Below are 23,827 nucleotides of genomic sequence, written 5' to 3' on the forward strand. Positions count from 1 at the left end.
CGGCAAGAACCTCCCGGGGCACGTCGTGCCCCGATGGCGGAGCCGGGCCATCGAGCCGGTGGTAAGTGGCGCAGCAGTCCCCGTGGGGGGCTGTGGGTGTCGCATGCAATCGGCACGCACAAGCCAAACCATCGACGGGGACGCCGGCAGGGCGTCGCCGAAGCTCAAGAAGACGACGGAGACGTAGTGCCTACGATCCAGCAGCTCGTCCGCAAGGGGCGTACCTCGAAGGTCACGGCGTCCAAGACGCCGGCCCTTCATGCCTCCCCCCAGCGGCGCGGTGTGTGCACTCGCGTGTACACCACCACCCCCAAGAAGCCGAACTCGGCGCTCCGCAAGGTTGCGCGTGTGAAGCTCTCCTCCGGTACCGAGGTCACCGCGTACATCCCCGGTGTCGGCCACAACCTGCAGGAGCACTCCATCGTGCTCGTGCGTGGCGGCCGTGTGAAGGACCTCCCGGGTGTGCGGTACAAGATCGTCCGCGGCGCGCTCGACACCCAGGGTGTCAAGGGCCGCAAGCAGGGTCGGAGCAAGTACGGCGCCAAGAAGGAGAAGAGCTGATGCCCCGCAAGGGTCCGGCCCCGAAGCGGCCGCTCATCGTCGACCCGGTCTACGGGTCCCCGGTTGTCACGCAGCTGATCAACAAGGTCCTGCTCGACGGCAAGAAGTCGACCGCCGAGGCGATCGTCTACGGCGCCCTCGAGGGTGTCCGCTCCAAGACCGACGGCGACCCCGTTGTGGTCCTCAAGCGTGCGCTGGACAACGTCCGCCCCGCGCTCGAGGTCCGCTCCCGCCGCGTCGGTGGTGCCACGTACCAGGTGCCGGTCGACGTCCGCCCCACGCGTGCCACGACGCTCGCGCTGCGCTGGCTCACCGACTTCTCCCGCGCTCGTCGCGAGAAGACGATGACGGAGCGTCTCATGAACGAGATCCTCGACGCGTCGAACGGTCTCGGTGCCGCGGTCAAGCGCCGCGAGGACATGCACAAGATGGCCGACTCCAACAAGGCCTTCGCGCACTACCGCTGGTAGTAGCTTCCGAGCGGCCCCGGGTTACCCCGGGGCCGTCGGTGGATGCTTGACCGCCGGCCCCAACCCACCTTCAGACCAAGGGGTAAGACACCGTGGCACTCGACGTGCTGACCGACCTGAACAAGGTCCGCAACATCGGCATCATGGCCCACATCGATGCCGGAAAGACCACGACGACCGAGCGCATCCTGTTCTACACGGGTGTGAACTACAAGATCGGTGAGACGCACGACGGTGCGTCGACGATGGACTGGATGGAGCAGGAGCAGGAGCGCGGCATCACGATCACGTCCGCCGCGACGACCTGCTACTGGAAGAACAACCAGATCAACATCATCGATACGCCGGGTCACGTCGACTTCACGGTCGAGGTGGAGCGTTCGCTCCGCGTGCTCGACGGTGCCGTTGCCGTGTTCGACGGCAAGGAGGGTGTCGAGCCCCAGTCGGAGACGGTCTGGCGCCAGGCGGACAAGTACGACGTCCCCCGCATCTGCTTCGTCAACAAGATGGACAAGCTCGGTGCGGACTTCTACTTCACCGTCGACACCATCGTCAACCGCCTCAAGGCGAAGCCGCTCGTCATCCAGCTCCCGATCGGTGCTGAGAACGACTTCGAGGGCGTTGTCGACCTCATCGAGATGAAGGCGCTCACGTGGCGCGGCGACACCAAGATGGGTGAGGAGTACGAGGTCGAGGACATCCCGGCCGACATGCTCGAGAAGGCGCAGCAGTACCGCGCCGAGCTGGTCGAGGCCGTCGCCGAGGCGGACGACGAGCTGCTCGAGAAGTTCCTCGGTGGCGAGGAGCTGACGATCCCGGAGATCAAGTCCGGTATCCGGAAGCTCGTCATCAAGTCCGCGGCCTTCCCGGTCCTGTGCGGCTCGGCGTTCAAGAACAAGGGCGTCCAGCCCATGCTCGACGCCGTGATCGACTACCTGCCGACCCCGCTCGACGTCCCGGCTGTCCAGGGTGTCGACGTCAAGGACGCAGAGAAGATCATCGAGCGTCGGCCGGACGAGTCGGAGCCGTTCTCGGCTCTGGCGTTCAAGGTCGCCACGCACCCGTTCTTCGGCAAGCTGACCTACGTCCGCGTCTACTCGGGCAAGGTCGCGCAGGGCGCTGCCGTGCAGAACTCGACCAAGGGCAAGAAGGAGCGCATCGGGAAGCTCTTCCAGATGCACTCCAACAAGGAGAACCCGGTCGAGGAAGCGCACGCCGGCCACATCTACGCGTTCATCGGGCTCAAGGACGTCACCACCGGTGACACCCTGTGCGACCCGCAGAACCAGGTCATCCTCGAGTCGATGAGCTTCCCGGAGCCCGTCATCGACGTGGCGATCGAGCCGAAGACGAAGGCCGACCAGGAGAAGCTGTCGACCGCCATCCAGAAGCTCGCGCAGGAGGACCCGACCTTCCGCGTGAAGCTGGACGACGAGACCGGCCAGACCGTCATCGGCGGTATGGGCGAGCTCCACCTCGACATCCTCGTCGACCGTATGCGTCGCGAGTTCAAGGTTGAGGCGAACGTCGGCAAGCCGCAGGTCGCGTACCGCGAGACGATCCGCCGCACGGCGGAGAAGATCGACTACACGCACAAGAAGCAGACGGGTGGTTCCGGCCAGTTCGCCAAGGTCCAGGTGACCTTCGCGCCGCTGGAGACGTCGGAGGGCGAGCTCTACGAGTTCGAGAACGCCGTCACCGGTGGCCGCATCCCGCGCGAGTACATCCCGTCCGTGGACGCCGGCATCCAGTCGGCCATGCAGCAGGGTGTCCTGGCGGGCTTCCCGGTCGTCGGCGTCAAGGCGACGCTGATCGACGGTGCGTACCACGACGTCGACTCCTCGGAGATGGCGTTCAAGATTGCCGGTTCGATGGTCTTCAAGGAAGGCGTCAGGCGCGCCGACCCGGTCCTGCTCGAGCCGGTCATGGCCGTCGAGGTGCGTACGCCCGAGGAGTACATGGGCGACGTGATCGGCGACATCAACTCCCGACGTGGCATGATCCAGTCCATGGAGGACGCGACCGGCGTCAAGGTCGTTCGCGCCCAGGTGCCGCTGAGCGAGATGTTCGGTTACATCGGTGACCTGCGGTCGAAGACCCAGGGTCGCGCGGTGTACTCGATGCAGTTCGACAGCTACGCCGAGGTTCCCAAGGCAGTTGCCGAAGAGATCATCAAGAAGACCCGGGGCGAGTGAGTCCCCACAGGTCGACCCGCACAACCAACCTGTAGGAAGAACCGCACGCCCCGCAGTTGTAGGCTTCTTGGCCGAGCATCTGCAACGTTCGGAACATCTACCCAAGTCCCAGGAGGACCCCAGTGGCTAAGGCCAAGTTCGAGCGGACCAAGCCGCACGTCAACATCGGCACGATCGGTCACGTCGACCACGGTAAGACGACGCTGACCGCCGCGATCTCGAAGACGCTTGCGGACAAGTACCCGGAGCTCCCGGCGAACACGCAGCGCAACTTCGACGAGATCGACGCCGCGCCGGAGGAGAAGCAGCGCGGTATCACGATCAACATCGCGCACATCGAGTACGAGACGCCGAAGCGCCACTACGCGCACGTCGACGCTCCGGGTCACGCCGACTACATCAAGAACATGATCACCGGTGCCGCGCAGATGGACGGCGCGATCCTGGTGGTTGCCGCGACCGACGGCCCGATGGCCCAGACGCGTGAGCACGTTCTGCTCGCCCGTCAGGTCGGCGTGCCGTACCTGATGGTGGCGCTCAACAAGTCCGACATGGTCGACGACGAGGAGATCCTCGAGCTCGTCGAGATGGAGGTCCGTGAGCTGCTGTCGTCGCAGGAGTTCGACGGCGACAACGCTCCCGTCGTCCGCGTCTCGGGCCTCAAGGCTCTCGAGGGCGACGCCGAGTGGGTCGAGAAGATCGTCGAGCTGATGGACGCTGTCGACGAGAACGTGCCGGAGCCGGTGCGTGACCTCGACAAGCCGTTCCTGATGCCGATCGAGGACGTCTTCACGATCACCGGTCGTGGCACCGTCGTCACCGGCAAGGTCGAGCGTGGCACGCTCGACATCAACTCCGACGTCGAGATCGTCGGTATCCGCGTGCCGCAGAAGACCACGGTCACGGGCATCGAGACGTTCCACAAGCAGATGGACCAGGCGCAGGCCGGCGACAACACCGGTCTCCTCCTGCGTGGCATCAAGCGCGAGGACGTCGAGCGCGGCCAGGTCATCGTGAAGCCGGGTTCGATCACCCCGCACACGAACTTCGAGGCTCAGGTCTACATCCTGGGCAAGGACGAGGGTGGCCGTCACAACCCGTTCTACTCGAACTACCGCCCGCAGTTCTACTTCCGCACCACGGACGTCACCGGCGTCATCACGCTGCCCGAGGGCACCGAGATGGTCATGCCCGGCGACAACACCGAGATGACGGTCGAGCTCATCCAGCCGATCGCCATGGAAGAGGGTCTGGGCTTCGCCATCCGCGAGGGTGGCCGCACGGTCGGTTCAGGCCGTGTCACCAAGATCCTCAAGTGATCTTGGAGAACGGACTCATCTGACGGAAGTCAGCTGAACGATGGGGCCCGGGTGCTTCGGCACCCGGGCCCTGTTGCGTAAGTAGCCCGTGTCACACGTCCTCCGTTTGGTACATGCGGAGACGTATGGCAAGATTGCATAGTTGCCTGTCAAGGGCGCGCTCTTTCAAGTGTCGAACAGTGTGCAGAACCGCAGTCCTTGGTCCCGGATCGTTCGGGGCCAACAGAGGCTGGAGCGGTCACCCTCCCGGGGAGAAACCGGGTGAGGGGTCGCGGGGTTTATCGCCTGTTGTTCGATACGTACGAGGCGCCCCGCGGAGCACACGTCCTTCGGTCTTCCGGAGGCACTGTTCCGAGCAGGCTCTGCAAACGTCGTGGTCGCTCTGGCTTGCAGCCAGCGCAGATCACTTCCCAACGGCCCCGGCACCAGCAATGGTGTTTTGCGCCCGGCTGTGCCGCATTATGCGACACGCCCGAGTGCGTGGGTCGGACAGTAGCGGTTCGAGAGAGAGAGTCAGACGACGCCATGGCGGGACAGAAGATCCGCATCCGGCTCAAGTCCTACGACCACGAGGTGATCGACAGTTCGGCGCGCAAGATCGTCGACACGGTCACTCGCGCTGGTGCGACGGTCGTGGGTCCGGTGCCGCTGCCGACGGAGAAGAACGTCTTCGTTGTGATCCGGTCGCCTCACAAGTACAAGGACAGCCGCGAGCACTTCGAGATGCGTACGCACAAGCGGCTCATCGACATCATCGATCCCACGCCCAAGGCCGTCGACTCGCTCATGCGACTCGACCTGCCGGCGGACGTGAACATCGAGATCAAGCTCTGAGGCTGGAGGACATCATGACCAACCAGCAGAAGAACGTGACCGCGTTGCTCGGGACCAAGCTCGGCATGACGCAGCTCTGGGACGAGGCAGGCCGCCTCGTGCCGGTGACCGTTGTCGCCGTGGGCACCAATGTGGTGACCCAGGTCCGCACAGCAGACGCCGACGGTTATGCGGCTGTTCAGCTCGCGACCGGCCAGGTTGACCCGCGCAAGGTCACCAAGCCCCTCAAGGGCCACTTCGAGAAGGCCGGCGTCACGCCGCGCCGTCACGTGGCCGAGATCCGCACCGAGAACGCCTCCGAGTACACCCTTGGCCAGGAGATCACCGCTGACGCCTTCGAGGCTGGCGCGCTGGTCGACGTGGTCGGTACCACCAAGGGCAAGGGCACCGCCGGCGTCATGAAGCGTCACGGCTTCCATGGCGTGGGTGCCTCGCACGGTGCGCACCGCAACCACCGCAAGCCCGGCTCGATCGGTGGCGCTTCGACGCCGTCGCGAGTCTTCAAGGGCATGAAGATGGCCGGTCGGATGGGTAACGCCCGTCAGACCACCCAGAACCTGACCGTTCACGCGGTCGACGTCGAGAAGGGTCTGCTGCTCGTCAAGGGCGCGGTTCCCGGCCCCAAGGGTGGCGTCGTCCTCGTGCGTAACGCCGCGAAGGGAGCGTGAACCCGATGACCGCTCTGACTGTCGACGTCCTGGACGCCCAGGGCAAGAAGTCCGGCACCGCCGAGCTCCCCTCTGAGGTGTTCGACGTCGCCGTGAACATTCCGCTGATCCACCAGGTGGTCGTTGCGCAGCGCGCAGCAGCCCGCCAGGGGACCGCGTCCACGAAGACTCGTGGCGAGGTCCGCGGTGGTGGCCGCAAGCCGTACAAGCAGAAGGGCACAGGTCGCGCCCGCCAGGGTTCGACGCGTGCTCCGCAGTTTGCCGGCGGTGGCGTCGTCCACGGCCCGCAGCCGCGCAGCTACGACCAGCGCACCCCGAAGAAGATGAAGGCTGCCGCCCTGCGCGGTGCCCTCTCGGACCGCGCCCGTTCGGGTCGCGTGCACGTCGTCTCCGGCTTCGGCATCGAGGGTGTCCCGTCCACCAAGACGGCGCTCGCCACCATCACGAAGCTGACGACGCGTGCTCACGTGCTCGTCGTGACGCTGCGCGACGACGAGGCCACGGTCAAGTCCCTGCGCAACGTTCCCGAGGTGCACCTCCTGGTCGCTGACCAGCTGAACACCTACGACGTGCTCGTCTCCGACGACGTCATCTTCACCGAGGGTGCGCTTGCCGCGTTCCTCGAGGGCCCGACCAAGGGCGCGAAGGCTGTCGCCACGGAGTCCGAGGCCGAGACCGCTGAGGAGACCGCCAAGTGAGCGTCACCGTGAAGGACCCGCGCGACATCCTGATCGCGCCGGTCGTCTCCGAGAAGAGCTACAACCTTCTCGACGAGGGCAAGTACACCTTCATCGTCGAGCCGAGCGCGAACAAGACCGAGATCAAGATCGCTATTGAGAAGGTCTTCAGCGTCAAGGTCGCGTCGGTGAACACGATGAACCGCAAGGGCAAGACGCGTCGCACGCGTTTTGGCCTCGGCAAGCGCAAGGACACGAAGCGTGCGATCGTCACCCTCCGCGAGGGCACGATCGACATCTTCGGCGGTCCGGTCGGCTGAGCTGACGAGAGACGATTGAGGACAGGTTTCCATGGGAATCCGTAAGTACAAGCCGACTACGCCCGGCCGCCGCGGCTCCAGCGTTGCCGACTTTGTCGAGATCACGCGCTCGCAGCCCGAGAAGTCGCTGATCCGCCCGCTGAGCAAGACCGGTGGTCGTAACAACACCGGTCGTATCACGACGCGTCACAAGGGTGGCGGCCACAAGCGCGCCTACCGCGTCATCGACTTCCGTCGTCATGACAAGGACGGCGTGCCCGCGAAGGTCGCTCACATCGAGTACGACCCCAACCGCACGGCACGCATCGCGCTCCTGCACTACGCGGACGGCGAGAAGCGCTACATCATCGCGCCGAACAAGCTGTCGCAGGGCGACCGCATCGAGGCTGGTGCGGGTGCTGACATCAAGCCCGGCAACAACCTGCCGCTGCGCAACATCCCGACCGGTACGGTCATCCACGCCATCGAGCTTCGGCCCGGCGGCGGCGCGAAGATCGCCCGTTCGGCTGGTGCGTCGGTGCAGCTCGTTGCCAAGGACGGCCCCTATGCGCAGCTGCGCATGCCGTCCGGCGAGATCCGGATGGTCGACCTGCGCTGCCGCGCGACGGTCGGCGAGGTCGGCAACGCCGAGCAGTCGAACATCAACTGGGGCAAGGCCGGCCGCATGCGCTGGAAGGGCAAGCGCCCGACCGTCCGTGGTGTCGCCATGAACCCGGTGGACCACCCCCACGGTGGTGGTGAAGGCAAGACGTCCGGCGGACGTCACCCGGTCAGCCCTTGGGGCCAGGCCGAGGGTCGTACCCGCCGTCCGAACAAGTCGAGCGACCGGATGATCGTCCGTCGCCGTCGTACCGGCAAGAAGCGCTGATAGGAGCCTGAAACATGCCTCGTAGCCTGAAGAAGGGCCCCTTCGTAGACGGACACCTCCAGAAGAAGGTGGACGTCCAGAACGAGAAGGGGACCAAGACAGTTATCAAGACCTGGTCCCGTCGGTCGGTTGTCACGCCCGACTTTCTCGGTCACACCTTTGCCGTGCACGACGGTCGCAAGCACGTCCCGGTCTTCGTGACCGAGTCGATGGTCGGCCACAAGCTCGGCGAGTTCGCTCCCACGCGGACCTTCCGCGGCCACGTGAAGGACGACAGGAAGGGTCGTCGCCGCTGAGGCGTGGGTTCTCCCCGCTGAAGCAGTGATGATCTGGACTGTCTGAGAAAAGGAAGCAGGACAGCAATGGAAGCCAAGGCGCAGGCGCGGTTCGTCCGTGTCACGCCCCAGAAGGCCCGGCGCGTCGTGGACCTCATCCGTGGCAAGCAGGCCTCTGAGGCCGTCGCGGTGCTGAAGTTCGCACCGCAGGCCGCCAGTGAGCCGATCCGCAAGGTCGTGGAGAGCGCGATCGCGAACGCTCGGGTGAAGGCCGACCGCGCGAGCGAGCGCTTCGACGAGGGCGACCTCGTCGTCTCCGCCGCGTTCGTGGACGAGGGGCCGACGCTCAAGCGGTTCCGGCCTCGGGCTCAGGGACGTGCTACGCGCATTCTTAAGCGCACCAGCCACATCACCGTGGTGCTCGCCGATAAGGAAGGGGCCCGATAGTGGGACAGAAGGTTCACCCGCACGGGTACCGCCTGGGTATTACGACTGACCACCGGTCGCGTTGGTTCGCCGACAGCACCAAGCCTGGTCAGCGGTACCGCGACTACGTCCGTGAGGACGTTCAGATCCGCAAGCTCATGGGCACCGGCCTCGAGCGCGCGGGTATCTCCAAGGTTGAGATCGAGCGCACCCGCGACCGTGTCCGCGTGGACATCCACACGGCACGTCCGGGCATCGTGATCGGTCGTCGAGGTGCTGAGGCCGACCGCATCCGCGGTGAGCTCGAGAAGCTCACGGGCAAGCAGGTTCAGCTCAACATCCTCGAGGTCAAGAACGCGGAGATCGACGCGCAGCTCGTTGCTCAGGGCATTGCCGAGCAGCTGGCCAGCCGTGTCTCCTTCCGTCGTGCGATGCGCAAGGGCATGCAGTCCGCCCAGCGTGCCGGCGCGAAGGGTATCCGCGTGCAGGTCGCCGGCCGCCTCGGCGGCGCCGAGATGAGCCGTTCGGAGTTCTACCGCGAGGGCCGCGTGCCCCTGCACACCCTCCGGGCGTACATCGACTACGGCTTCTACGAGGCCCGCACCACCTTCGGCCGTATCGGCGTCAAGGTGTGGATCTACAAGGGCGAGGTCACCGAGAAGGAGTTCGCCGCTCAGCAGGCTACTGCCGCACCCCGCGCGGGTCGCGGTCGTGGCGACCGTCCTGAGCGTGGCGAGCGCGGTGGCGAGCGCGGTGGCGACCGTCGCGGTGGTGGCGGACGTCGTAACGAGCGTCCGGCCGAGCGCAGCACTGAGGCAGCCCCCGCGGCTGAGGCAGCTGCTGCTCCGGCCGCTGAGACCGGAACGGAGGCCTGACCATGCTGATCCCGCGCAGGGTCAAGCACCGCAAGCAGCACCACCCGTCGCGCTCCGGTGCGGCAAAGGGTGGCACCCAGATCGCGTTCGGCGACTTCGGCATCCAGGCTCTGGAGCCGGCGTACGTCACCAACCGCCAGATCGAGGCGGCGCGTATCGCAATGACTCGCCACATCAAGCGTGGCGGCAAGGTGTGGATCAACATCTACCCCGACCGTCCGCTGACGAAGAAGCCTGCCGAGACCCGCATGGGTTCCGGTAAGGGTTCTCCGGAGTGGTGGGTCGCCAACGTCAAGCCCGGCCGGATCCTCTTCGAGCTGGCCGGTGTTGACGAGTCCCTTGCACGTGAGGCCATGCGCCGCGCGATGCACAAGCTCCCGATGAAGTGCCGTTTCGTGGTGCGCGAGGGTGGTGTCTGATATGGCTATCGGTACGCAGGGGCTTGCCCCCATCGATCTGGATGGCATGGACGACGAGACCCTCGTCGCCAAGCTGAAGGAAGCCAAGGAGGAGCTCTTCAACCTCCGCTTCCAGTCGGCGACCGGCCAGCTCGAGAGCCACGGTCGTCTCAAGGCCGTCCGTCGCGACATCGCACGGATCTACACGATCCTGCGTGAGCGCGAGCTCGGCATCCGTACGGCTCCGAGCGTGAGTGAGTGAGGCAATGAGCGAGAAGACGACGCCTGAGGCCCCCGAGGCCCAGCGCGCGACGCGTAAGGTGCGCCGTGGCTACGTGGTCAGCGACAAGATGGACAAGACCATCGTGATCGAGGTCGAGGACCGGGTTAAGCACCCGCTCTACGCCAAGGTCATCCGTCGCACGACCAAGGTCAAGGCACACGACGAGCAGAACAGCGCCGGCATCGGCGACCTGGTCGTCATCATGGAGACCCGCCCGCTGTCCGCTACCAAGCGGTTCCGGCTCGTGGAGATCCTCGAGAAGGCCAAGTAAGGACTTCTACATCGGCAGGGGCGGTGCGTGACACACGTACGCGTGCCGTCCCGGCCTAGCACAGCAACTATCCGTTCGACCAGGCTCGCCGGAAGCAGTCCGCGCGAGAACCAGTTCGACGACAGGAGTTCATTCAAATGATCCAGCAGGAGTCGCGACTTCGGGTCGCCGACAACACGGGTGCCAAGGAGATTCTCTGCATCCGCGTTCTCGGTGGTTCGGGCCGTCGCTACGCCGGAATCGGCGACACCATCGTCGCCACCGTCAAGGACGCGATCCCGGGCGGCAACGTGAAGAAGGGCGACGTCATCAAGGCTGTCGTCGTCCGGACCGCCAAGGAGCGCCGCCGTCCAGACGGTTCCTACATCAAGTTCGACGAGAACGCCGCCGTCATCCTCAAGAACGACGGCGAGCCTCGTGGAACCCGCATCTTCGGCCCGGTGGGCCGCGAGCTGCGTGACAAGCGGTTCATGAAGATCATCTCGCTGGCACCGGAGGTGCTCTGACCATGGCGAAGATCAAGAAGGGCGACCAGGTCATCGTGATCTCGGGTCGTGACAAGGGCAAGACCGGCCGGGTGCTCGAGGTCCTCAAGGACTCCGACCGCCTCGTGGTCGAGGGTGTTCAGCGAGTCACGAAGCACACCAAGGTGGGTCAGTCGCAGCGCGGCGCCCGCACCGGTGGCATCGAGACGGTCGAGGCGCCGATCCACGTGAGCAACGTGATGATCGTCGACCCGGAGACCAAGAAGGGCACCCGCGTCGGGTACCGCGAGGAGCAGGTGGAGCGCGACGGTCGTACCAAGACCGTCCGGATCCGCGTTGCGAAGCGCTCCGGGAAGGACATCTGATGACCGAGACGACCATCGAGGCCCCGGCCCAGCCGCGCCTCAAGCAGAAGTACCGCGAGGAGATCCTCCCGGCGCTGATCGAAGAGTTCGGCCACAAGAACCTGCACCAGGCCGGCGGTCTCACGAAGATCGTCGTGAACATGGGTGTGGGCGACGCGGCCAAGGACTCGAAGCTCATCGAGGGCGCTATCCGCGACCTCTCGGCGATCACCGGTCAGAAGCCGCAGGTCACCAAGGCTCGTAAGTCCATCGCACAGTTCAAGCTGCGCGAGGGCATGCCGATCGGTGCGCACGTCACGCTTCGCGGTGACCGCATGTGGGAGTTCCTGGACCGCCTGCTGGCGACCGCCCTGCCGCGTATCCGCGACTTCCGTGGTCTGTCGCCCAAGCAGTTCGACGGGCACGGCAACTACACCTTCGGTCTCACGGAGCAGTCGATGTTCCACGAGATCGACCAGGACAAGATCGACCGGGTCCGCGGTATGGACATCACGGTCGTGACGACGGCGACGACCGACGACGAGGGCCGCTCTCTGCTGCGCCGTCTCGGCTTCCCCTTCAAGGAGAACTGACATGGCGAAGAAGGCCCTGATCAACAAGGCGGCCGCCAAGCCGAAGTTCGCGGTTCGCGCCTACACCCGGTGCCAGAAGTGCGGTCGCCCGCACTCCGTTTACCGCAAGTTCGGCCTGTGCCGCATCTGCGTCCGGGAGATGGCCCACCGTGGCGAGCTTCCGGGCGTCACCAAGAGCAGCTGGTAACACAACTACGCCGTAGGTCTGTTCAGCCCCTCGAGGCTGTTCGGATACCCCGGCGAGGAAGGGCAAGAGCCCGATGACTATGACCGACCCGATCGCAGACATGCTGACCCGTCTGCGTAACGCGAACTCGGCGCACCACGACACGGTTTCCATGCCGTCGTCGAAGCTGAAGACGCACATTGCTGAGATCCTGCAGGCCGAGGGCTACATCGTCGGCTGGAACGTGGAGGACGCCCAGGTGGGCAAGACCCTCACGCTCGAGCTGAAGTACGGCCAGAACCGGGAGCGCGCCCTGGCGGGCGTGCGCCGCATCTCGAAGCCCGGTCTGCGTGTCTACCGCAAGTCCACCGATCTGCCCAAGGTGCTCGGCGGCCTGGGCGTGGCGATTCTGTCCACGTCCTCCGGCCTCCTCACCGACCGTCAGGCACAGGCCAAGGGCGTCGGCGGCGAAGTCCTCGCCTACGTCTGGTAATCCGGAAAGGAGAAAACGCCAATGTCTCGAATCGGCAAGCTTCCCGTTCCGGTCCCAGCCGGCGTGGACATCACTGTCAGCGGCGCGCTCGTGACCGTGAAGGGCCCCAAGGGTTCTCTCGAGCACAACGTGCCCGCACCCATCAATGTCGCTCAGGAGGACGCCCAGCTCGTGGTGTCGCGTCCTGACGACGAGCGGAACTCCCGTGCGCTGCACGGCCTGACCCGCACCCTGATCGCCAACATGATCACCGGTGTGACGCAGGGCTACGAGAAGAAGCTCGAGATCGTCGGTACTGGTTACCGTGTCGTGGCGAAGGGCTCGAGCCTCGAGTTCGCGCTCGGCTTCAGCCACCCTGTTGTCATCGAACCGCCCGCAGGCGTCACGTTCGCAGTCGAGAGCCCCACCAAGTTCTCGGTCTCGGGCATCGACAAGCAGCAGGTCGGCGAGGTCGCAGCGAACATTCGCAAGATCCGCAAGCCCGAGCCTTACAAGGGCAAGGGCGTGCGTTACGCCGGCGAGAACGTCCGCCGCAAGGTCGGAAAGGCTGGTAAGTGACGATGGCTATCAAGATCCTGGGCAAGGGCAAGTCCGTCGCTCGTCAGCGTCGCCACCTTCGCCTGCGCAAGAAGATCGCTGGCACCGCCGTTCGTCCGCGTCTCGTCGTCACCCGTTCCTCGCGCCACATGGTGGCGCAGGTCGTGGACGACAGCGTGGGCAAGACCGTCGCGTCTGCGTCGACCCTCGAGGCCGACCTGCGTGCGTTCGACGGCGACAAGACGGCCAAGGCCCGCAAGATCGGCGAGCTCGTCGCCGAGCGTGCCAAGGCTGTCGGCGTCGACACCGTCGTGTTCGACCGCGGCGGCAACAAGTACCACGGTCGCGTCGCTGCAGTGGCTGACGGCGCCCGCGAGGGCGGTCTGGCCCTGTGATGACCAACGCACGGAAGAAGAGGACTCTCTGATGGCTGCAGGGCAGCGCAGCGGCGCCCCCCAGGGTGCCGCCACCGAGAACAAGGACCGTAACGACCGCCGTGGTGGCGGCCGTGGCGGCGACCGTCGTGGGGCGCGCGAGGAAAAGAGCGCCTTCATCGAGAAGGTCGTCTCCATCAACCGCGTCTCCAAGGTCGTCAAGGGTGGCCGCCGCTTCAGCTTCACCGCGCTCGTCGTGGTGGGCGACGGTGACGGCACCGTAGGCGTCGGCTACGGCAAGGCCAAGGAGGTGCCCGCGGCGATCGCCAAGGGTGTCGAGGAGGCGAAGAAGAACTTCTTCCGCGTCCCTCGTATCCAGGGCACCATCCCTCACCCCATCCAGGGTGAGAAGGCCGCCGGTGTCGTGTTCCTGCGTCCGGCGTCGCCGGGTACCGGTGTTATCGCCGGTGGTCCCGTGCGCGCCGTGCTGGAGTGCGCCGGCATCCACGACGTGCTGAGCAAGTCGCTCGGTTCGTCGAACGCGATCAACATCGTGCACGCCACGGTCGCGGCCCTGAAGGGCCTCGAGGAGCCGGCTGCTGTTGCCGCTCGTCGTGGCCTCCCGCTCGAGGACGTGGCCCCGGCCGCGCTCCTGCGTGCGCAGGCCGCTGGTCGTGCCGAGTCGACTGCAAAGGCGGGTGCGTGATGGCTCGACTCAAGGTGACTCAGACCAAGTCCGCCATCGGCGGCAAGCAGAACCAGCGTGACACGCTGCGAACCCTCGGCCTCAAGCGGATCGGCGACACCGCCGTGAAGGAGGACCGTGCGGAGATTCGTGGCATGGTCAAGACGGTGGCGCACCTCGTCGCCGTCGAGGAGGTCGAGTGATCATGGCGGAGAACAAGCCGCTGAAGATGCATCACCTCCGTCCGGCCCCCGGCGCCAAGACCGCGAAGACCCGTGTGGGTCGCGGTGAAGGCTCGAAGGGTAAGACGGCAGGTCGCGGTACCAAGGGTACGAAGGCTCGTTACCAGGTCCCCGCAGGCTTCGAGGGTGGGCAGGTGCCTCTGCACATGCGCCTCCCGAAGCTGCGTGGATTCAAGAACCCGTTCCGGGTGGAGTTCCAGGTCGTGAACCTGGACAAGCTCTCAACGCTGTTCCCCGATGGTGGCTCCGTCACCGTCGAGGACCTCGTCGCCAAGGGGGCGGTCCGCAAGGGTCAGCCCGTGAAGGTGCTCGGCAACGGTGAGATCACCGTCAAGCTCGAGATCGCGGTCGACCGCGTCTCGGCAACCGCCAAGGAGAAGATCCTGGCGGCCGGCGGTACGGTCTCGGAGGCCTGATACAGCTACAGGGCCGGCGGCGCATGATGCGCGGCCGGCCCTGTGTGCTCTCTTGAGAATTTCCCGGGGCTCTTGTGGTCCGAAAGACCCCGTGAGCAACGTAGAATCCGACACGGTCTGGCTGCACCGTTGTGGTCTGGCCCACGTTCGACACATCTCGCCGGCGTTGCGCCGGCGACACTAGATCCCGCAACGGCGGGCCAGGAGGATAGGGTGCTCAGCGCTTTCGGCCGGGCTTTCCGGACGCCAGACCTGCGGCGCAAGCTGCTGTTCACGATCGCGATCATGGCGATCTTCCGGCTCGGGTCGTTCATACCGACTCCCGGCGTGGACTACCAGAACGTGCAGCAATGTATCGCGACGCAGGGTGACAACACCCTGCTCGGCCTGATCAACGTCTTCAGCGGCGGTGCTCTGCTGCAGCTGTCGATCTTCGCCCTCGGGATCATGCCGTACATCACGGCAAGCATCATCGTGCAGCTGCTTCGCGTGGTGATCCCACGCTTCGAGGCGCTGCAGAAGGAGGGCCAGTCGGGTCAGACCAAGCTGACCCAGTACACGCGCTACCTCACCATCGGTCTCGCGATCCTGCAGTCGACCACCGTCATCACGACGGCACGTCAGAACCTGCTCTTCCAGGGCTGTGCCGTCCCCGTCATCCCGGACGACAGCGTCCTGACCTCGATCTTCATGGTCATCACCATGACCGCCGGTACAGGCCTCGTCATGTGGCTCGGCGAGCTGATCACCGAGCGCGGCGTCGGCAACGGCATGTCGCTCCTGATCTTCACGTCGATCGCCGCGAGCTTCCCGACGTCGCTCTGGTCGATCGCCGGTGGCGCCAACGGCGTCCTGAACTTCACCATCATGATCCTCGTGATCATCCTGGTCATCGGCCTCGTGGTGTTCGTGGAGCAGTCGCAGCGCCGCATCCCGGTGCAGTACGCGAAGCGCATGGTGGGCCGCCGGATGTACGGCGGCACCAGCACCTACATCCCGATCAAGATCAACATGTCCGGTGTGATCCCGGTGATCTTCGCGGCATCGATCCTCGCCATCCCAGGTCTGCTCGCGCAGTTCGGGGACCAGACCTCCGACTGGGTCGTCTGGATCTCCAACAACCTGGTCCAGCAGTCGTCGCCGCTGTACATCGCGATCTACACGCTGATGATCATCTTCTTCTGCTTCTTCTACACCTCGATCACGTTCAACCCGGACGAGGTCGCGGACAACATGAAGAAGTACGGCGGCTTCATCCCCGGCATCCGGGCCGGCCGCCCGACGGCGGAGTACCTGGACTTCGTGATCACCAGGATCACCTCCGCCGGTTCCGTGTACCTCGCGCTGGTTGCGCTGATCCCGACGCTGGTGCTCGTCTTCCTCGGCGTCAGCACGGCCCTGCCCTTCGGCGGTGCCTCGATCCTCATCGTGGTCGGCGTCGGGCTGGATACGGTCAAGCAGATCGATTCACAGCTGCAGCAGCGCCATTACGAAGGATTTCTCCGTTGAGTCAGACCCCCTCCACCGCCTCTCGCCGCGAGCTCCACGCTCGTCCGGACAAGGAGGGCCAGGTCACGCGCCTGGTCATCATGGGCCCGCAGGGCGTCGGCAAGGGCACCCAGGCCGCGCGCCTCGCCGAGGTGTTCGGCATCGTGGCGATCTCCACCGGCGACATCTTCCGGGCCAACATCAAGGGCAACACGGAGCTCGGCACGACGGCCAAGGAGTACATCGACAAGGGTGAGCTCGTCCCCGACGAGCTCACCAACGCGATGGTCCGCGACCGCCTCGGTGACGAGGACGTCAAGGGCGGGTTCCTGCTGGACGGCTACCCGCGCAACGCGGCCCAGGTCGCTGAGCTGGACACCACGCTCGCCGGCTTCGGGTGGGAGCTCGACGGCGTGATCGAGCTGACGGCCGACCGGGACGTCCTGATGGAGCGTCTCACCAAGCGTGCCGAGGACGAGGGCCGTGAGGACGACACCCCTGAGGGGATCGCCCGCCGGCTCGACATCTACGGCACGGAGACGGCGCCCCTCACCGCCGCGTACGCGGAGCGCGGGCTGCTGGCGAAGGTGGACGGCGTCGGTGAGATCACCGAGGTCACCGACCGCATCGTCGCCGCCCTCGCGGCCCAGCTGGGCTGAGGCGTGGTCTTCGGGCGGGACCGGGTCGAGTACAAGACACCGGACCAGGTACGCCTCATGCGGCGTGCCGGTCTGGTGGTCGCGGACACTCTTGCCGCGGTCCGGTCCGCGGCCCGGCCTGGCGTCAGCACCGCGGACCTGGACGGCGTGGCCGCCAAGGCCATCGACGACGCCGGTGCGGCGCCGTCGTTCCTTGGCTACCACGGGTTCACCGGAGTCATCTGCACATCGGTCAACGACGAGGTCATCCACGGCATCCCGGGCAGCCGGGTGCTGGCAGCGGGTGACCTCGTCTCGATCGACTGCGGTGCGATCGTCGAGGGCTGGCACGGTGACTCGGCCGTCTCGTTCGTCCTGGGCCCCGACGGGGCCCTCGACCACACGCTGCCCGACGACGACCTGGTCGCCGCGGGTGCGGACCTCGCCGACATCGCGCTCATCCGGACCACGGAGACCGCCATGTGGGCGGGCATCGCCACGCTGGCGTCCGCGAAGCGCCTGAACGCGGTGGGCGAGGCGGTGGAGGCCGCCGTCGAGATGGCCGGCGAGTTCAACGGCATCGACTACGGCATCGTCGAGGACTACGTCGGGCACGGCATCGGCAGCGCGATGCACCAGCCGCCGGACGTGCACAACTACAAGACGTCCGGTTCGGGCCCTCGGCTGCGGTCGGGGATGTGCCTGGCGATCGAGCCGATGATCACGCGCGGCGGGTCCGAGACCAGGGTCCTCGAGGACGACTGGACAGTCGTCACCGTCGACGGATCCCGTGCGGCGCACTGGGAGCACTCCACCGCGATCATGGAGGACGGCATCATCGTCCTCACGGCGGTCGACGGGGGAGCGGAGCGTCTCGGCGTCTTCGGCGTGGAGCCGGTCTCGCTCGGCTGAGCCCGAAGCGGAACCGCAGGCTCAGTCGATACAGGTAGAGACCGAGCCGGAGGCGACTTTCACCCGAGGCCTATTTAAGTCGGAGTCAGTTGGCTACGATCGGCCTGTGACCGATGAAGCGCACACCTCGCCCGGCGGTGCCGGCACGCCTGTGCCCGGCGCGGGCAGGCGAGCTCTTCCGGCTGCGCGCCGTGGCCTCGAGCGGTCCGGACGCTGGATCGCCACCTGGGGCCGCCGGCTCGCGCCGAGCCCGTTCCTCTGGGTCGGCGCGGTGCTCGGGTTCGGCACCTCGCTGTTCGTGTGGGAGTCGGTCCTGCTGCTCGGCGCGGTGATGTGGCTGCTCGGCGTGTGGCTCTGGAAGACACAGGGCAGGCACGTGCTCGTCGCGCTCGGCCTCGGCATGGTGCTCGGCTGGCTCCCCATGCTGTTCTTCTTCGTCACCAGCCTCCCGCACACGATGATCGGCCTGCCGGGCGTCGAGTACGACCTCTGAAGGGCCTCCCGTGGCGAGGCTCACGGCCGGGAGCTGGGTTCGCCGTCGTCCTGCGCTTTGAATGCTTTCCGAAGTGACGTAGGCTGGACCGCTGGGTGTAGTCCGTTCAACGCCTCCAGTTCTTGAAAGGGTGCCGAGGCGCCTGCCGGTCCCCGCGCGAGCGGGGCGCAGGCCGAGGCACACGAGGTTGGCGGTACACGGGCACACACGACATCCACACCCGACTGTCGGCTCCGCAGGGCTCCTGCGGTGCCGTGGGCGTGGAAGCAGTCACGACGAGAGTTAGCGGAGGATATGGCAAAGAAGGACGGTGTCATCGAGATCGAGGGCAGTGTGATCGAGGCTCTGCCGAACGCGATGTTCCGCGTCGAGCTGTCGAACGGTCACAGGGTTCTCGCGCACATCTCGGGCAAGATGCGACAGCACTACATCCGGATCCTCCCCGAGGACCGCGTGGTGGTGGAGCTCAGCCCGTACGACCTGTCCCGCGGCCGGATCGTCTACCGCTACAAGTAGTCAGTCCCCGATCCGGGGCTATGTCACTCGCGGCCTGGCCAGAGGTGACGTCGCCGCACGATCGACCACCCACGACACTGCTGCGTGCGCACCGAGAGACCGGGCGCCGTGGTGGAGGAAAAACCATGAAGGTCAAGCCGAGCGTCAAGAAGATCTGCGACAAGTGCAAGGTGATTCGCCGGCACGGTCGCGTCATGGTGATCTGCGACAACCTGCGCCACAAGCAGCGCCAGGGCTGATCACGTCCCGGGCATCCGCCCGGGGTCGGTGGCTGAGGCCACCACCAGCGCACCACCTCGAACCTCATCCAGCGGGCAACCGCACAGGTGAGGGGAACCCTCGGCCCGGAGGCCGGGGCTCGCGTGAATCGCGGGATGGCGGTGCGGCAGACCTCCGATGAGCAGTACAGGAGCCGGAAGGCACATGGCACGTCTTATCGGCGTCGACCTCCCCCGCGACAAGCGGCTTGAGGTTGCGCTCACTTACATCTTCGGTGTGGGTCGTACCCGCGCGAAGGAGACCCTGGCCGCCACGGGCATCAGCCCGGACGTCCGCGTCAAGGACCTCGGCGACGCCGAGCTCGTTGCGCTCCGCGACCACCTCGAGGGCAACTTCAAGCTCGAGGGTGACCTCCGCCGTGAGGTCGCGGCCGACATCCGCCGCAAGGTCGAGATCGGTACCTACCAGGGCATCCGCCACCGTCGCGGACTGCCGGTGCGTGGTCAGCGCACAAAGACCAACGCGCGTACCCGCAAGGGTCCCAAGCGCACCGTCGCGGGCAAGAAGAAGGCCCGCTGATAGCAGTCCGTGGAGCGGTCGGCTCATCGAGCTGAGACCGCCCCGGTCCGATCAGACCAGGAGATCTAAAAACACATGCCTCCCAAGACTCGCGCCGCAGCCGGCCGCAAGCCGCGCCGCAAGGACAAGAAGAACGTCCCGCTCGGCCAGGCGCACATCAAGTCCACGTTCAACAACACGATCATCTCGATCACCGACCCCTCGGGTGCTGTGATCGCATGGGCGTCCGCCGGCCACGTCGGCTTCAAGGGCTCCCGTAAGTCGACCCCGTACGCCGCGCAGATGGCAGCCGAGTCGGCCGCCCGTCGTGCGCAGGAGCACGGCGTCAAGAAGGTCGACGTCTTCGTCAAGGGCCCGGGTTCCGGTCGTGAGACCGCGATCCGCTCGCTCCAGGCGACCGGCCTCGAGGTCGGCTCGATCCAGGACGTGACGCCCCAGGCTCACAACGGCTGCCGCCCCCCGAAGCGTCGCCGCGTCTGATATCCGTCGCGCCGCGGTGCGGCCGCGCGGCCCCTGGGCCGCGGGACCGCACCGCGATGCGACAGCGCTCACCGCATTCGGTGAGCACCTTGCCCGGACGGTGACAGAGATCCGTCCAGGCCGCGAGAGATCGCAAGCCGTGATGCGTCATATAGCGGACGCACACTCGAAAGGACACCCACAGTGCTTATCGCACAGCGCCCCACGCTGACCGAAGAGGTCATCTCGGAGAGCCGTTCCCGCTTCTCCATCGAGCCGCTCGAGCCTGGCTTCGGCTACACGCTCGGCAACTCGATGCGTCGCACCCTGCTGTCGTCCATCCCGGGCGCGGCCGTCACGTCCATCCGTATCGACGGTGTGCTGCACGAGTTCAGCACCGTGTCGGGCGTGAAGGAAGACGTCACCGAGATCATCCTCAACATCAAGAACCTCGTCGTCTCCTCGGAGAACGACGAGCCCGTCGTGATGTACCTGCGCAAGCAGGGCGCCGGCGTCGTGACCGCTGCGGACATCGTTCCGCCGGCGGGGGTCGAGGTCCACAACCCCGACCTGCACATCGCCACCCTCAACGACAAGGGCAAGCTCGAGATCGAGCTGACCGTCGAGCGGGGCCGTGGGTACGTGTCCGCCGCGCAGAACAAGCAGTTCGACGCGGAGATCGGGCGCATCCCGGTCGACTCGATCTACTCGCCGGTCCTCAAGGTCACGTACAAGGTCGAGGCCACCCGAGTCGAGCAGCGCACCGACTTCGACAAGCTCATTGTCGACGTCGAGACGAAGCAGGCAATCACGCCTCGCGACGCGCTCGCCTCGGCTGGCAAGACCCTGGTCGAGCTGTTCGGCCTGGCACGTGAGCTGAACGTCGAGGCCGAGGGCATCGAGATCGGGCCGTCGCCGACGGACACCGCGCTTGCCGCGGACCTGGCGCTGCCGATCGAGGAGCTCAACCTCACCATCCGTTCGTACAACTGCCTCAAGCGCGAGGGCATCCACCAGGTGGGCGAGCTTGTTGCCCGCAGTGAGGCGGACCTGCTCGACATCCGCAACTTCGGTGCGAAGTCGATCACCGAGGTCAAGGAGAAGCTGGCCGAGCTCGGCCTCAGCCTCAAGGACTCGCCGCTGGACTTCGATCCGGCCGGCGCTTCGTACTTCGAGGGTAGCGACTCCGCGGCCTACAGCGGCGACGAGCAGTCGTACTGACGTCCCACGTCCGGCCTAGGCCGGACGTGCGGAACCACTTCCAAGGAGACAAGTAATGCCTACCCCTACCAAGGGCGCGCGGCTCGGCGGTAGCCCGGCTCACGAGCGTCTGATTCTCGCGAACCTGTCCACCTCCCTCTTCGAGCACGGCCGCATCACGACCACGGAGACCAAGGCCAAGCGCCTGCGTCCCCTGGCCGAGCGTCTGATCACGTTCGCGAAGAAGGGCGACCTGTCCGCCCGTCGCCGCGTGCTCACCGTCGTGCGTGACAAGGGCGTGGTGCACACGCTCTTCACCGAGATCGCCCCGGCCATGGCCGAGCGCAACGGTGGCTACACGCGCATCACCAAGATCGGCACCCGCAAGGGTGACAACGCGCCCATGGCGGTCATCGAGCTCGTCACCGAGCCCGTGAGCCCCAAGCAGGCAGTCGTCAAGGAGGCCACCAAGGCCACCGAGAAGGCCGCCCCCGTGACCGAGGCCCCGGCCGAGGACGTCGTCGTCGAGGACGCTCCGGTCGAGGACGCCCCGGCCGAGGATGTCACCGACGCCCCCGCCGAGGACGCCGCTGCCGAGGCCCCCAAGAAGAAGAAGGCGGCTCCCAAGAAGAAGGCCGCCGAGGAGACGAAGGAGGCCTGAGCCTCTTTCTCCCCTGCACGACGCCGGGCCGCACCTTCCGTACGGAGGGTGCGGCCCGGCGTCGTCGTGCGCGGCTGCACGTCACTGAGCAGGCAGCAGGTCCCAGGCACGCGCGCCGCCCACCAGGGCGGCGGAGTTCGGGACGATGACGACGTCGTCGCCGAGCCGGGCGAGCGCCGACGGTGTGATGCGCCGCGCGTTGCCGCCCCCGAGGTAGAGCCGGTCCCAGTGGAAGACGGGCCGCAGCCCGTCGACGACGGTGACCACGCGTCGTGACCACAGGCCGTCGCCCAGCCGGCGTCGCTCGGGCTCGCCGATGTACTGGTCGTACGTCAGGCTGCGGCGCACCGGGGCGTGCGACCACTCCAGGTGCGGCGCGATCCGGCCGCCGTGGAACATGGCGGTCCCTAGACCCGTGCCGAGCGTGATGACCAGCTCGAGGCCGGACGCGGCGACCACGCCCGCGCCGTGCACCTCTGCGTCGTTCAGGACCAGCGCGGGCAGGTTCAGCCGGCTGGCGACGGCAGCGCGCATGTCGAAGCTGTGCCATGCGTCGAGCAGGACCGGATCCACGCGGGAGCGCGGCCCCGACCGGGTGATGTAGTGCGGCGTGTGCACGACGACGCCGCTGCGGATCATGCCGGGCATGCCGACCGTGACCCGTCCGGCCGCCGGGAGGTCGGTGGCGATCTTCGCGATCGTGTCCACGAGGAGCTCGGGCGGCAGCGGGTAGGGCGTCGGTACGCGGACCGGCGCCGCGTGAGCGGTGCCCGACGAGTCGAGAACCGCTGCCTTGATCCCGCCGCCACCGCAGTCGACTGCCAGCGTGAGGATGTCTGCCATGACGTCACTGTACGAACTCTTGCATGGGGATCGGGGAAGATGGCTGGCGTGAACGAGTTCATCAGGGTCCGGCTCGACCTCGCCTACGACGGCACCGACTTCGCCGGCTGGGCGCGCCAGCCGGGTCTGCGCACCGTGGAGGGTGCCCTCGAGGACGGTCTGGCACGGGTCCTGCGCAGCGAGCAGCTCGGTCGGCCGACGCCTCGCTTCACCGTCGCCGGGCGGACCGACTCGGGCGTCCACGCGCGAGGCCAGGTCGCGCACGTCGACCTCGAGGCCGATGCCTGGGCGGCGCTCCCCGGCCGTTCGGGGCGGTCCAGCCGAACCCCTGCGGAGGCGCTGGTGTCCCGGCTGACGGGCGTGCTGCCCACCGACGTCGTCGTGCGCGGCGCCAGGCAGGCGGCGCCCGGTTTTGATGCGCGCTTCTCCGCCCTGCGCCGCCGCTACACGTACCGGATCGCCGACGCGCCGGGCCTCCGGGATCCGCTGCGGCGCAGGCACGTCCTGTGGTCCCGCAAGCCGCTCGACGCCGTCGCGATGGACGACGCCGTGCGCCCGCTCATCGGGGTGCGCGACTTCGCCTCGTACTGCAAGCCCCGCCCGGGCGCGACGACCATCCGGGAGCTGCAGCACATCGCCTGGGAACGCCCCGCCGATGGGCCCGATGCGGGCCTCGTGGTCGGGCACGTCGTCGCCGACGCGTTCTGCCACAACATGGTGCGGGCCCTCGTCGGCGCGTCGATGGGGGTGGGAGAGGGGCGCCGCCCCGTGAGCTGGCCCGCGGAGCTCCTGGCGTCCCGCCGACGGGACGCGGGCGTCTTCGTCGTGCCCCCGGAAGGGCTGTGCCTCGAGGAGATCACGTTCCCGCCGGACGAAGAGCTCGCCGCGCGCGCGGACGCCGTCCGCGCCAAGCGCATGGACGAGGACGTCTGGGACGACACCCCGGCTGCGAAGTAGAGCGCCTGTCCGAGTCTCCCCGGCATCACCAGGGAGACTCGGACAGGTCTACTTCGACAGTCGGGCGTCAGGCCATCAAGGCGTCGA

At 66.7% G+C, this 23,827-nt stretch carries 37 protein-coding genes; 36 read left to right on the forward strand and 1 reads right to left on the reverse strand.

Features of this window, described 5'->3' with window-relative positions; translation table 11 throughout:
- The first annotated feature begins 186 nt into the window (after window positions 1–186).
- From rpsL to rplQ, 35 genes are all read left to right on the forward strand, one after another.
- The gene (gene rpsL, locus AB0I32_RS23245; RefSeq protein WP_108492305.1) at window positions 187–561 is read left to right on the forward strand and encodes a 30S ribosomal protein S12; all 375 of its coding nucleotides are present in this window, start codon (window positions 187–189) and stop codon (window positions 559–561) included.
- Complete coding sequence (gene rpsG / locus AB0I32_RS23250; protein WP_182620558.1) at window positions 561–1,031, forward strand: 30S ribosomal protein S7; 471 nt, start codon at window positions 561–563, stop codon at window positions 1,029–1,031. Before rpsL ends, rpsG begins: the two co-directional genes overlap by 1 nt.
- A 92-nt stretch (window positions 1,032–1,123) precedes the next feature.
- Complete coding sequence (fusA, locus tag AB0I32_RS23255) at window positions 1,124–3,226, forward strand: elongation factor G (protein ID WP_357510381.1); 2,103 nt, start codon at window positions 1,124–1,126, stop codon at window positions 3,224–3,226.
- Between the two features lie 122 nt (window positions 3,227–3,348).
- Window positions 3,349–4,545: an elongation factor Tu gene (tuf, locus tag AB0I32_RS23260; RefSeq protein ID WP_357510383.1), complete on the forward strand. Its 1,197-nt coding sequence runs from the start codon at window positions 3,349–3,351 to the stop codon at window positions 4,543–4,545.
- A 525-nt stretch (window positions 4,546–5,070) separates the two neighbouring features.
- Window positions 5,071–5,379 (forward strand): 30S ribosomal protein S10, encoded by a 309-nt coding sequence (rpsJ, locus tag AB0I32_RS23265; protein ID WP_019146773.1) that lies wholly within the window; start codon window positions 5,071–5,073, stop codon window positions 5,377–5,379.
- Between the two features lie 14 nt (window positions 5,380–5,393).
- On the forward strand, window positions 5,394–6,047 hold the full coding sequence (gene rplC / locus AB0I32_RS23270; protein ID WP_357510385.1) for a 50S ribosomal protein L3: 654 nt from the start codon (window positions 5,394–5,396) through the stop codon (window positions 6,045–6,047).
- 5 nt (window positions 6,048–6,052) lie between these two features.
- The gene (rplD, locus tag AB0I32_RS23275) at window positions 6,053–6,745 is read left to right on the forward strand and encodes a 50S ribosomal protein L4 (protein ID WP_357510387.1); all 693 of its coding nucleotides are present in this window, start codon (window positions 6,053–6,055) and stop codon (window positions 6,743–6,745) included.
- Window positions 6,742–7,044, forward strand: coding sequence for a 50S ribosomal protein L23 (gene rplW, locus AB0I32_RS23280; RefSeq protein ID WP_357510389.1), 303 nt, complete (start codon window positions 6,742–6,744; stop codon window positions 7,042–7,044). Before rplD ends, rplW begins: the two co-directional genes overlap by 4 nt.
- A 31-nt stretch (window positions 7,045–7,075) precedes the next feature.
- The gene (gene rplB, locus AB0I32_RS23285) at window positions 7,076–7,912 is read left to right on the forward strand and encodes a 50S ribosomal protein L2 (RefSeq protein ID WP_116673589.1); all 837 of its coding nucleotides are present in this window, start codon (window positions 7,076–7,078) and stop codon (window positions 7,910–7,912) included.
- A 14-nt stretch (window positions 7,913–7,926) separates the two neighbouring features.
- On the forward strand, window positions 7,927–8,208 hold the full coding sequence (rpsS, locus tag AB0I32_RS23290; RefSeq protein WP_253869175.1) for a 30S ribosomal protein S19: 282 nt from the start codon (window positions 7,927–7,929) through the stop codon (window positions 8,206–8,208).
- A gap of 66 nt (window positions 8,209–8,274) precedes the next feature.
- Window positions 8,275–8,634 carry a 50S ribosomal protein L22 gene (rplV, locus tag AB0I32_RS23295; RefSeq protein ID WP_116673591.1) on the forward strand — a complete coding sequence of 120 codons (360 nt, stop codon included), beginning with the start codon at window positions 8,275–8,277 and terminating at the stop codon, window positions 8,632–8,634.
- On the forward strand, window positions 8,634–9,488 hold the full coding sequence (rpsC, locus tag AB0I32_RS23300) for a 30S ribosomal protein S3 (protein WP_116673592.1): 855 nt from the start codon (window positions 8,634–8,636) through the stop codon (window positions 9,486–9,488). The genes rplV and rpsC overlap by 1 nt, the downstream gene beginning before the upstream one ends.
- A gap of 2 nt (window positions 9,489–9,490) precedes the next feature.
- Window positions 9,491–9,907: a 50S ribosomal protein L16 gene (gene rplP, locus AB0I32_RS23305; protein ID WP_108492297.1), complete on the forward strand. Its 417-nt coding sequence runs from the start codon at window positions 9,491–9,493 to the stop codon at window positions 9,905–9,907.
- A 1-nt stretch (window position 9,908) separates the two neighbouring features.
- The gene (rpmC, locus tag AB0I32_RS23310; protein WP_116673593.1) at window positions 9,909–10,148 is read left to right on the forward strand and encodes a 50S ribosomal protein L29; all 240 of its coding nucleotides are present in this window, start codon (window positions 9,909–9,911) and stop codon (window positions 10,146–10,148) included.
- 4 nt (window positions 10,149–10,152) lie between these two features.
- The gene (rpsQ, locus tag AB0I32_RS23315; protein ID WP_357443709.1) at window positions 10,153–10,440 is read left to right on the forward strand and encodes a 30S ribosomal protein S17; all 288 of its coding nucleotides are present in this window, start codon (window positions 10,153–10,155) and stop codon (window positions 10,438–10,440) included.
- Between the two features lie 137 nt (window positions 10,441–10,577).
- Window positions 10,578–10,946, forward strand: coding sequence for a 50S ribosomal protein L14 (rplN, locus tag AB0I32_RS23320; RefSeq protein WP_020016123.1), 369 nt, complete (start codon window positions 10,578–10,580; stop codon window positions 10,944–10,946).
- A gap of 2 nt (window positions 10,947–10,948) precedes the next feature.
- Window positions 10,949–11,290 (forward strand): 50S ribosomal protein L24, encoded by a 342-nt coding sequence (gene rplX, locus AB0I32_RS23325; protein WP_116673595.1) that lies wholly within the window; start codon window positions 10,949–10,951, stop codon window positions 11,288–11,290.
- Window positions 11,290–11,862, forward strand: a complete 573-nt coding sequence (gene rplE, locus AB0I32_RS23330) for a 50S ribosomal protein L5 (RefSeq protein ID WP_116673596.1) — start codon at window positions 11,290–11,292, stop codon at window positions 11,860–11,862. Before rplX ends, rplE begins: the two co-directional genes overlap by 1 nt.
- Before the next feature lies 1 nt (window position 11,863).
- Window positions 11,864–12,049 (forward strand): type Z 30S ribosomal protein S14, encoded by a 186-nt coding sequence (locus AB0I32_RS23335; protein ID WP_021480434.1) that lies wholly within the window; start codon window positions 11,864–11,866, stop codon window positions 12,047–12,049.
- Between the two features lie 73 nt (window positions 12,050–12,122).
- Window positions 12,123–12,521: a 30S ribosomal protein S8 gene (gene rpsH, locus AB0I32_RS23340; protein ID WP_357443703.1), complete on the forward strand. Its 399-nt coding sequence runs from the start codon at window positions 12,123–12,125 to the stop codon at window positions 12,519–12,521.
- Between the two features lie 21 nt (window positions 12,522–12,542).
- A complete protein-coding gene (gene rplF, locus AB0I32_RS23345; protein ID WP_357510392.1) occupies window positions 12,543–13,079 on the forward strand; it encodes a 50S ribosomal protein L6 in 537 nt (178 codons plus the stop codon).
- A gap of 2 nt (window positions 13,080–13,081) precedes the next feature.
- Window positions 13,082–13,453, forward strand: coding sequence for a 50S ribosomal protein L18 (gene rplR / locus AB0I32_RS23350; protein WP_274993158.1), 372 nt, complete (start codon window positions 13,082–13,084; stop codon window positions 13,451–13,453).
- 31 nt (window positions 13,454–13,484) lie between these two features.
- Window positions 13,485–14,138, forward strand: a complete 654-nt coding sequence (gene rpsE, locus AB0I32_RS23355) for a 30S ribosomal protein S5 (protein ID WP_116673600.1) — start codon at window positions 13,485–13,487, stop codon at window positions 14,136–14,138.
- Window positions 14,138–14,320: a 50S ribosomal protein L30 gene (rpmD, locus tag AB0I32_RS23360; RefSeq protein ID WP_020016131.1), complete on the forward strand. Its 183-nt coding sequence runs from the start codon at window positions 14,138–14,140 to the stop codon at window positions 14,318–14,320. The genes rpsE and rpmD overlap by 1 nt, the downstream gene beginning before the upstream one ends.
- A gap of 2 nt (window positions 14,321–14,322) precedes the next feature.
- Window positions 14,323–14,775: a 50S ribosomal protein L15 gene (gene rplO / locus AB0I32_RS23365; protein ID WP_116677494.1), complete on the forward strand. Its 453-nt coding sequence runs from the start codon at window positions 14,323–14,325 to the stop codon at window positions 14,773–14,775.
- Window positions 14,776–14,988: 213 nt separating this feature from the next.
- Window positions 14,989–16,284, forward strand: a complete 1,296-nt coding sequence (gene secY / locus AB0I32_RS23370; RefSeq protein ID WP_357510394.1) for a preprotein translocase subunit SecY — start codon at window positions 14,989–14,991, stop codon at window positions 16,282–16,284.
- An 80-nt stretch (window positions 16,285–16,364) separates the two neighbouring features.
- Window positions 16,365–16,922, forward strand: a complete 558-nt coding sequence (locus AB0I32_RS23375; protein ID WP_357510408.1) for an adenylate kinase — start codon at window positions 16,365–16,367, stop codon at window positions 16,920–16,922.
- A gap of 3 nt (window positions 16,923–16,925) precedes the next feature.
- Window positions 16,926–17,813 (forward strand): type I methionyl aminopeptidase, encoded by an 888-nt coding sequence (map, locus tag AB0I32_RS23380; protein WP_357510396.1) that lies wholly within the window; start codon window positions 16,926–16,928, stop codon window positions 17,811–17,813.
- A 106-nt stretch (window positions 17,814–17,919) separates the two neighbouring features.
- Window positions 17,920–18,306: a hypothetical protein gene (locus tag AB0I32_RS23385; protein ID WP_357510398.1), complete on the forward strand. Its 387-nt coding sequence runs from the start codon at window positions 17,920–17,922 to the stop codon at window positions 18,304–18,306.
- Between the two features lie 294 nt (window positions 18,307–18,600).
- Window positions 18,601–18,822, forward strand: a complete 222-nt coding sequence (gene infA / locus AB0I32_RS23390; protein WP_116673604.1) for a translation initiation factor IF-1 — start codon at window positions 18,601–18,603, stop codon at window positions 18,820–18,822.
- Between the two features lie 125 nt (window positions 18,823–18,947).
- Window positions 18,948–19,061 (forward strand): 50S ribosomal protein L36, encoded by a 114-nt coding sequence (gene rpmJ / locus AB0I32_RS23395; RefSeq protein WP_003956441.1) that lies wholly within the window; start codon window positions 18,948–18,950, stop codon window positions 19,059–19,061.
- A 184-nt stretch (window positions 19,062–19,245) separates the two neighbouring features.
- Entirely contained in the window at window positions 19,246–19,620 is a 375-nt protein-coding gene (gene rpsM / locus AB0I32_RS23400) for a 30S ribosomal protein S13 (protein ID WP_253869160.1), read from the forward strand.
- A 75-nt stretch (window positions 19,621–19,695) separates the two neighbouring features.
- A complete protein-coding gene (rpsK, locus tag AB0I32_RS23405; protein ID WP_116673606.1) occupies window positions 19,696–20,100 on the forward strand; it encodes a 30S ribosomal protein S11 in 405 nt (134 codons plus the stop codon).
- A 183-nt stretch (window positions 20,101–20,283) separates the two neighbouring features.
- Window positions 20,284–21,300 carry a DNA-directed RNA polymerase subunit alpha gene (locus tag AB0I32_RS23410; RefSeq protein ID WP_116673607.1) on the forward strand — a complete coding sequence of 339 codons (1,017 nt, stop codon included), beginning with the start codon at window positions 20,284–20,286 and terminating at the stop codon, window positions 21,298–21,300.
- 55 nt (window positions 21,301–21,355) lie between these two features.
- The gene (gene rplQ / locus AB0I32_RS23415) at window positions 21,356–21,940 is read left to right on the forward strand and encodes a 50S ribosomal protein L17 (RefSeq protein WP_357510400.1); all 585 of its coding nucleotides are present in this window, start codon (window positions 21,356–21,358) and stop codon (window positions 21,938–21,940) included.
- An 81-nt stretch (window positions 21,941–22,021) separates the two neighbouring features.
- Here rplQ and AB0I32_RS23420 read toward each other — a convergent pair whose 3' ends face one another.
- Entirely contained in the window at window positions 22,022–22,783 is a 762-nt protein-coding gene (locus tag AB0I32_RS23420) for an ROK family protein (RefSeq protein WP_357510402.1), read from the reverse strand.
- Window positions 22,784–22,822: 39 nt separating this feature from the next.
- On the opposite strand from AB0I32_RS23420, the gene truA reads away from it, so the two are divergent.
- Entirely contained in the window at window positions 22,823–23,740 is a 918-nt protein-coding gene (truA, locus tag AB0I32_RS23425; protein ID WP_357510404.1) for a tRNA pseudouridine(38-40) synthase TruA, read from the forward strand.
- The last annotated feature ends 87 nt before the right edge of the window (window positions 23,741–23,827 follow it).

Source organism: Promicromonospora sp. NPDC050249 (assembly GCF_040656015.1).
Lineage (GTDB): Bacteria > Actinomycetota > Actinomycetes > Actinomycetales > Cellulomonadaceae > Promicromonospora.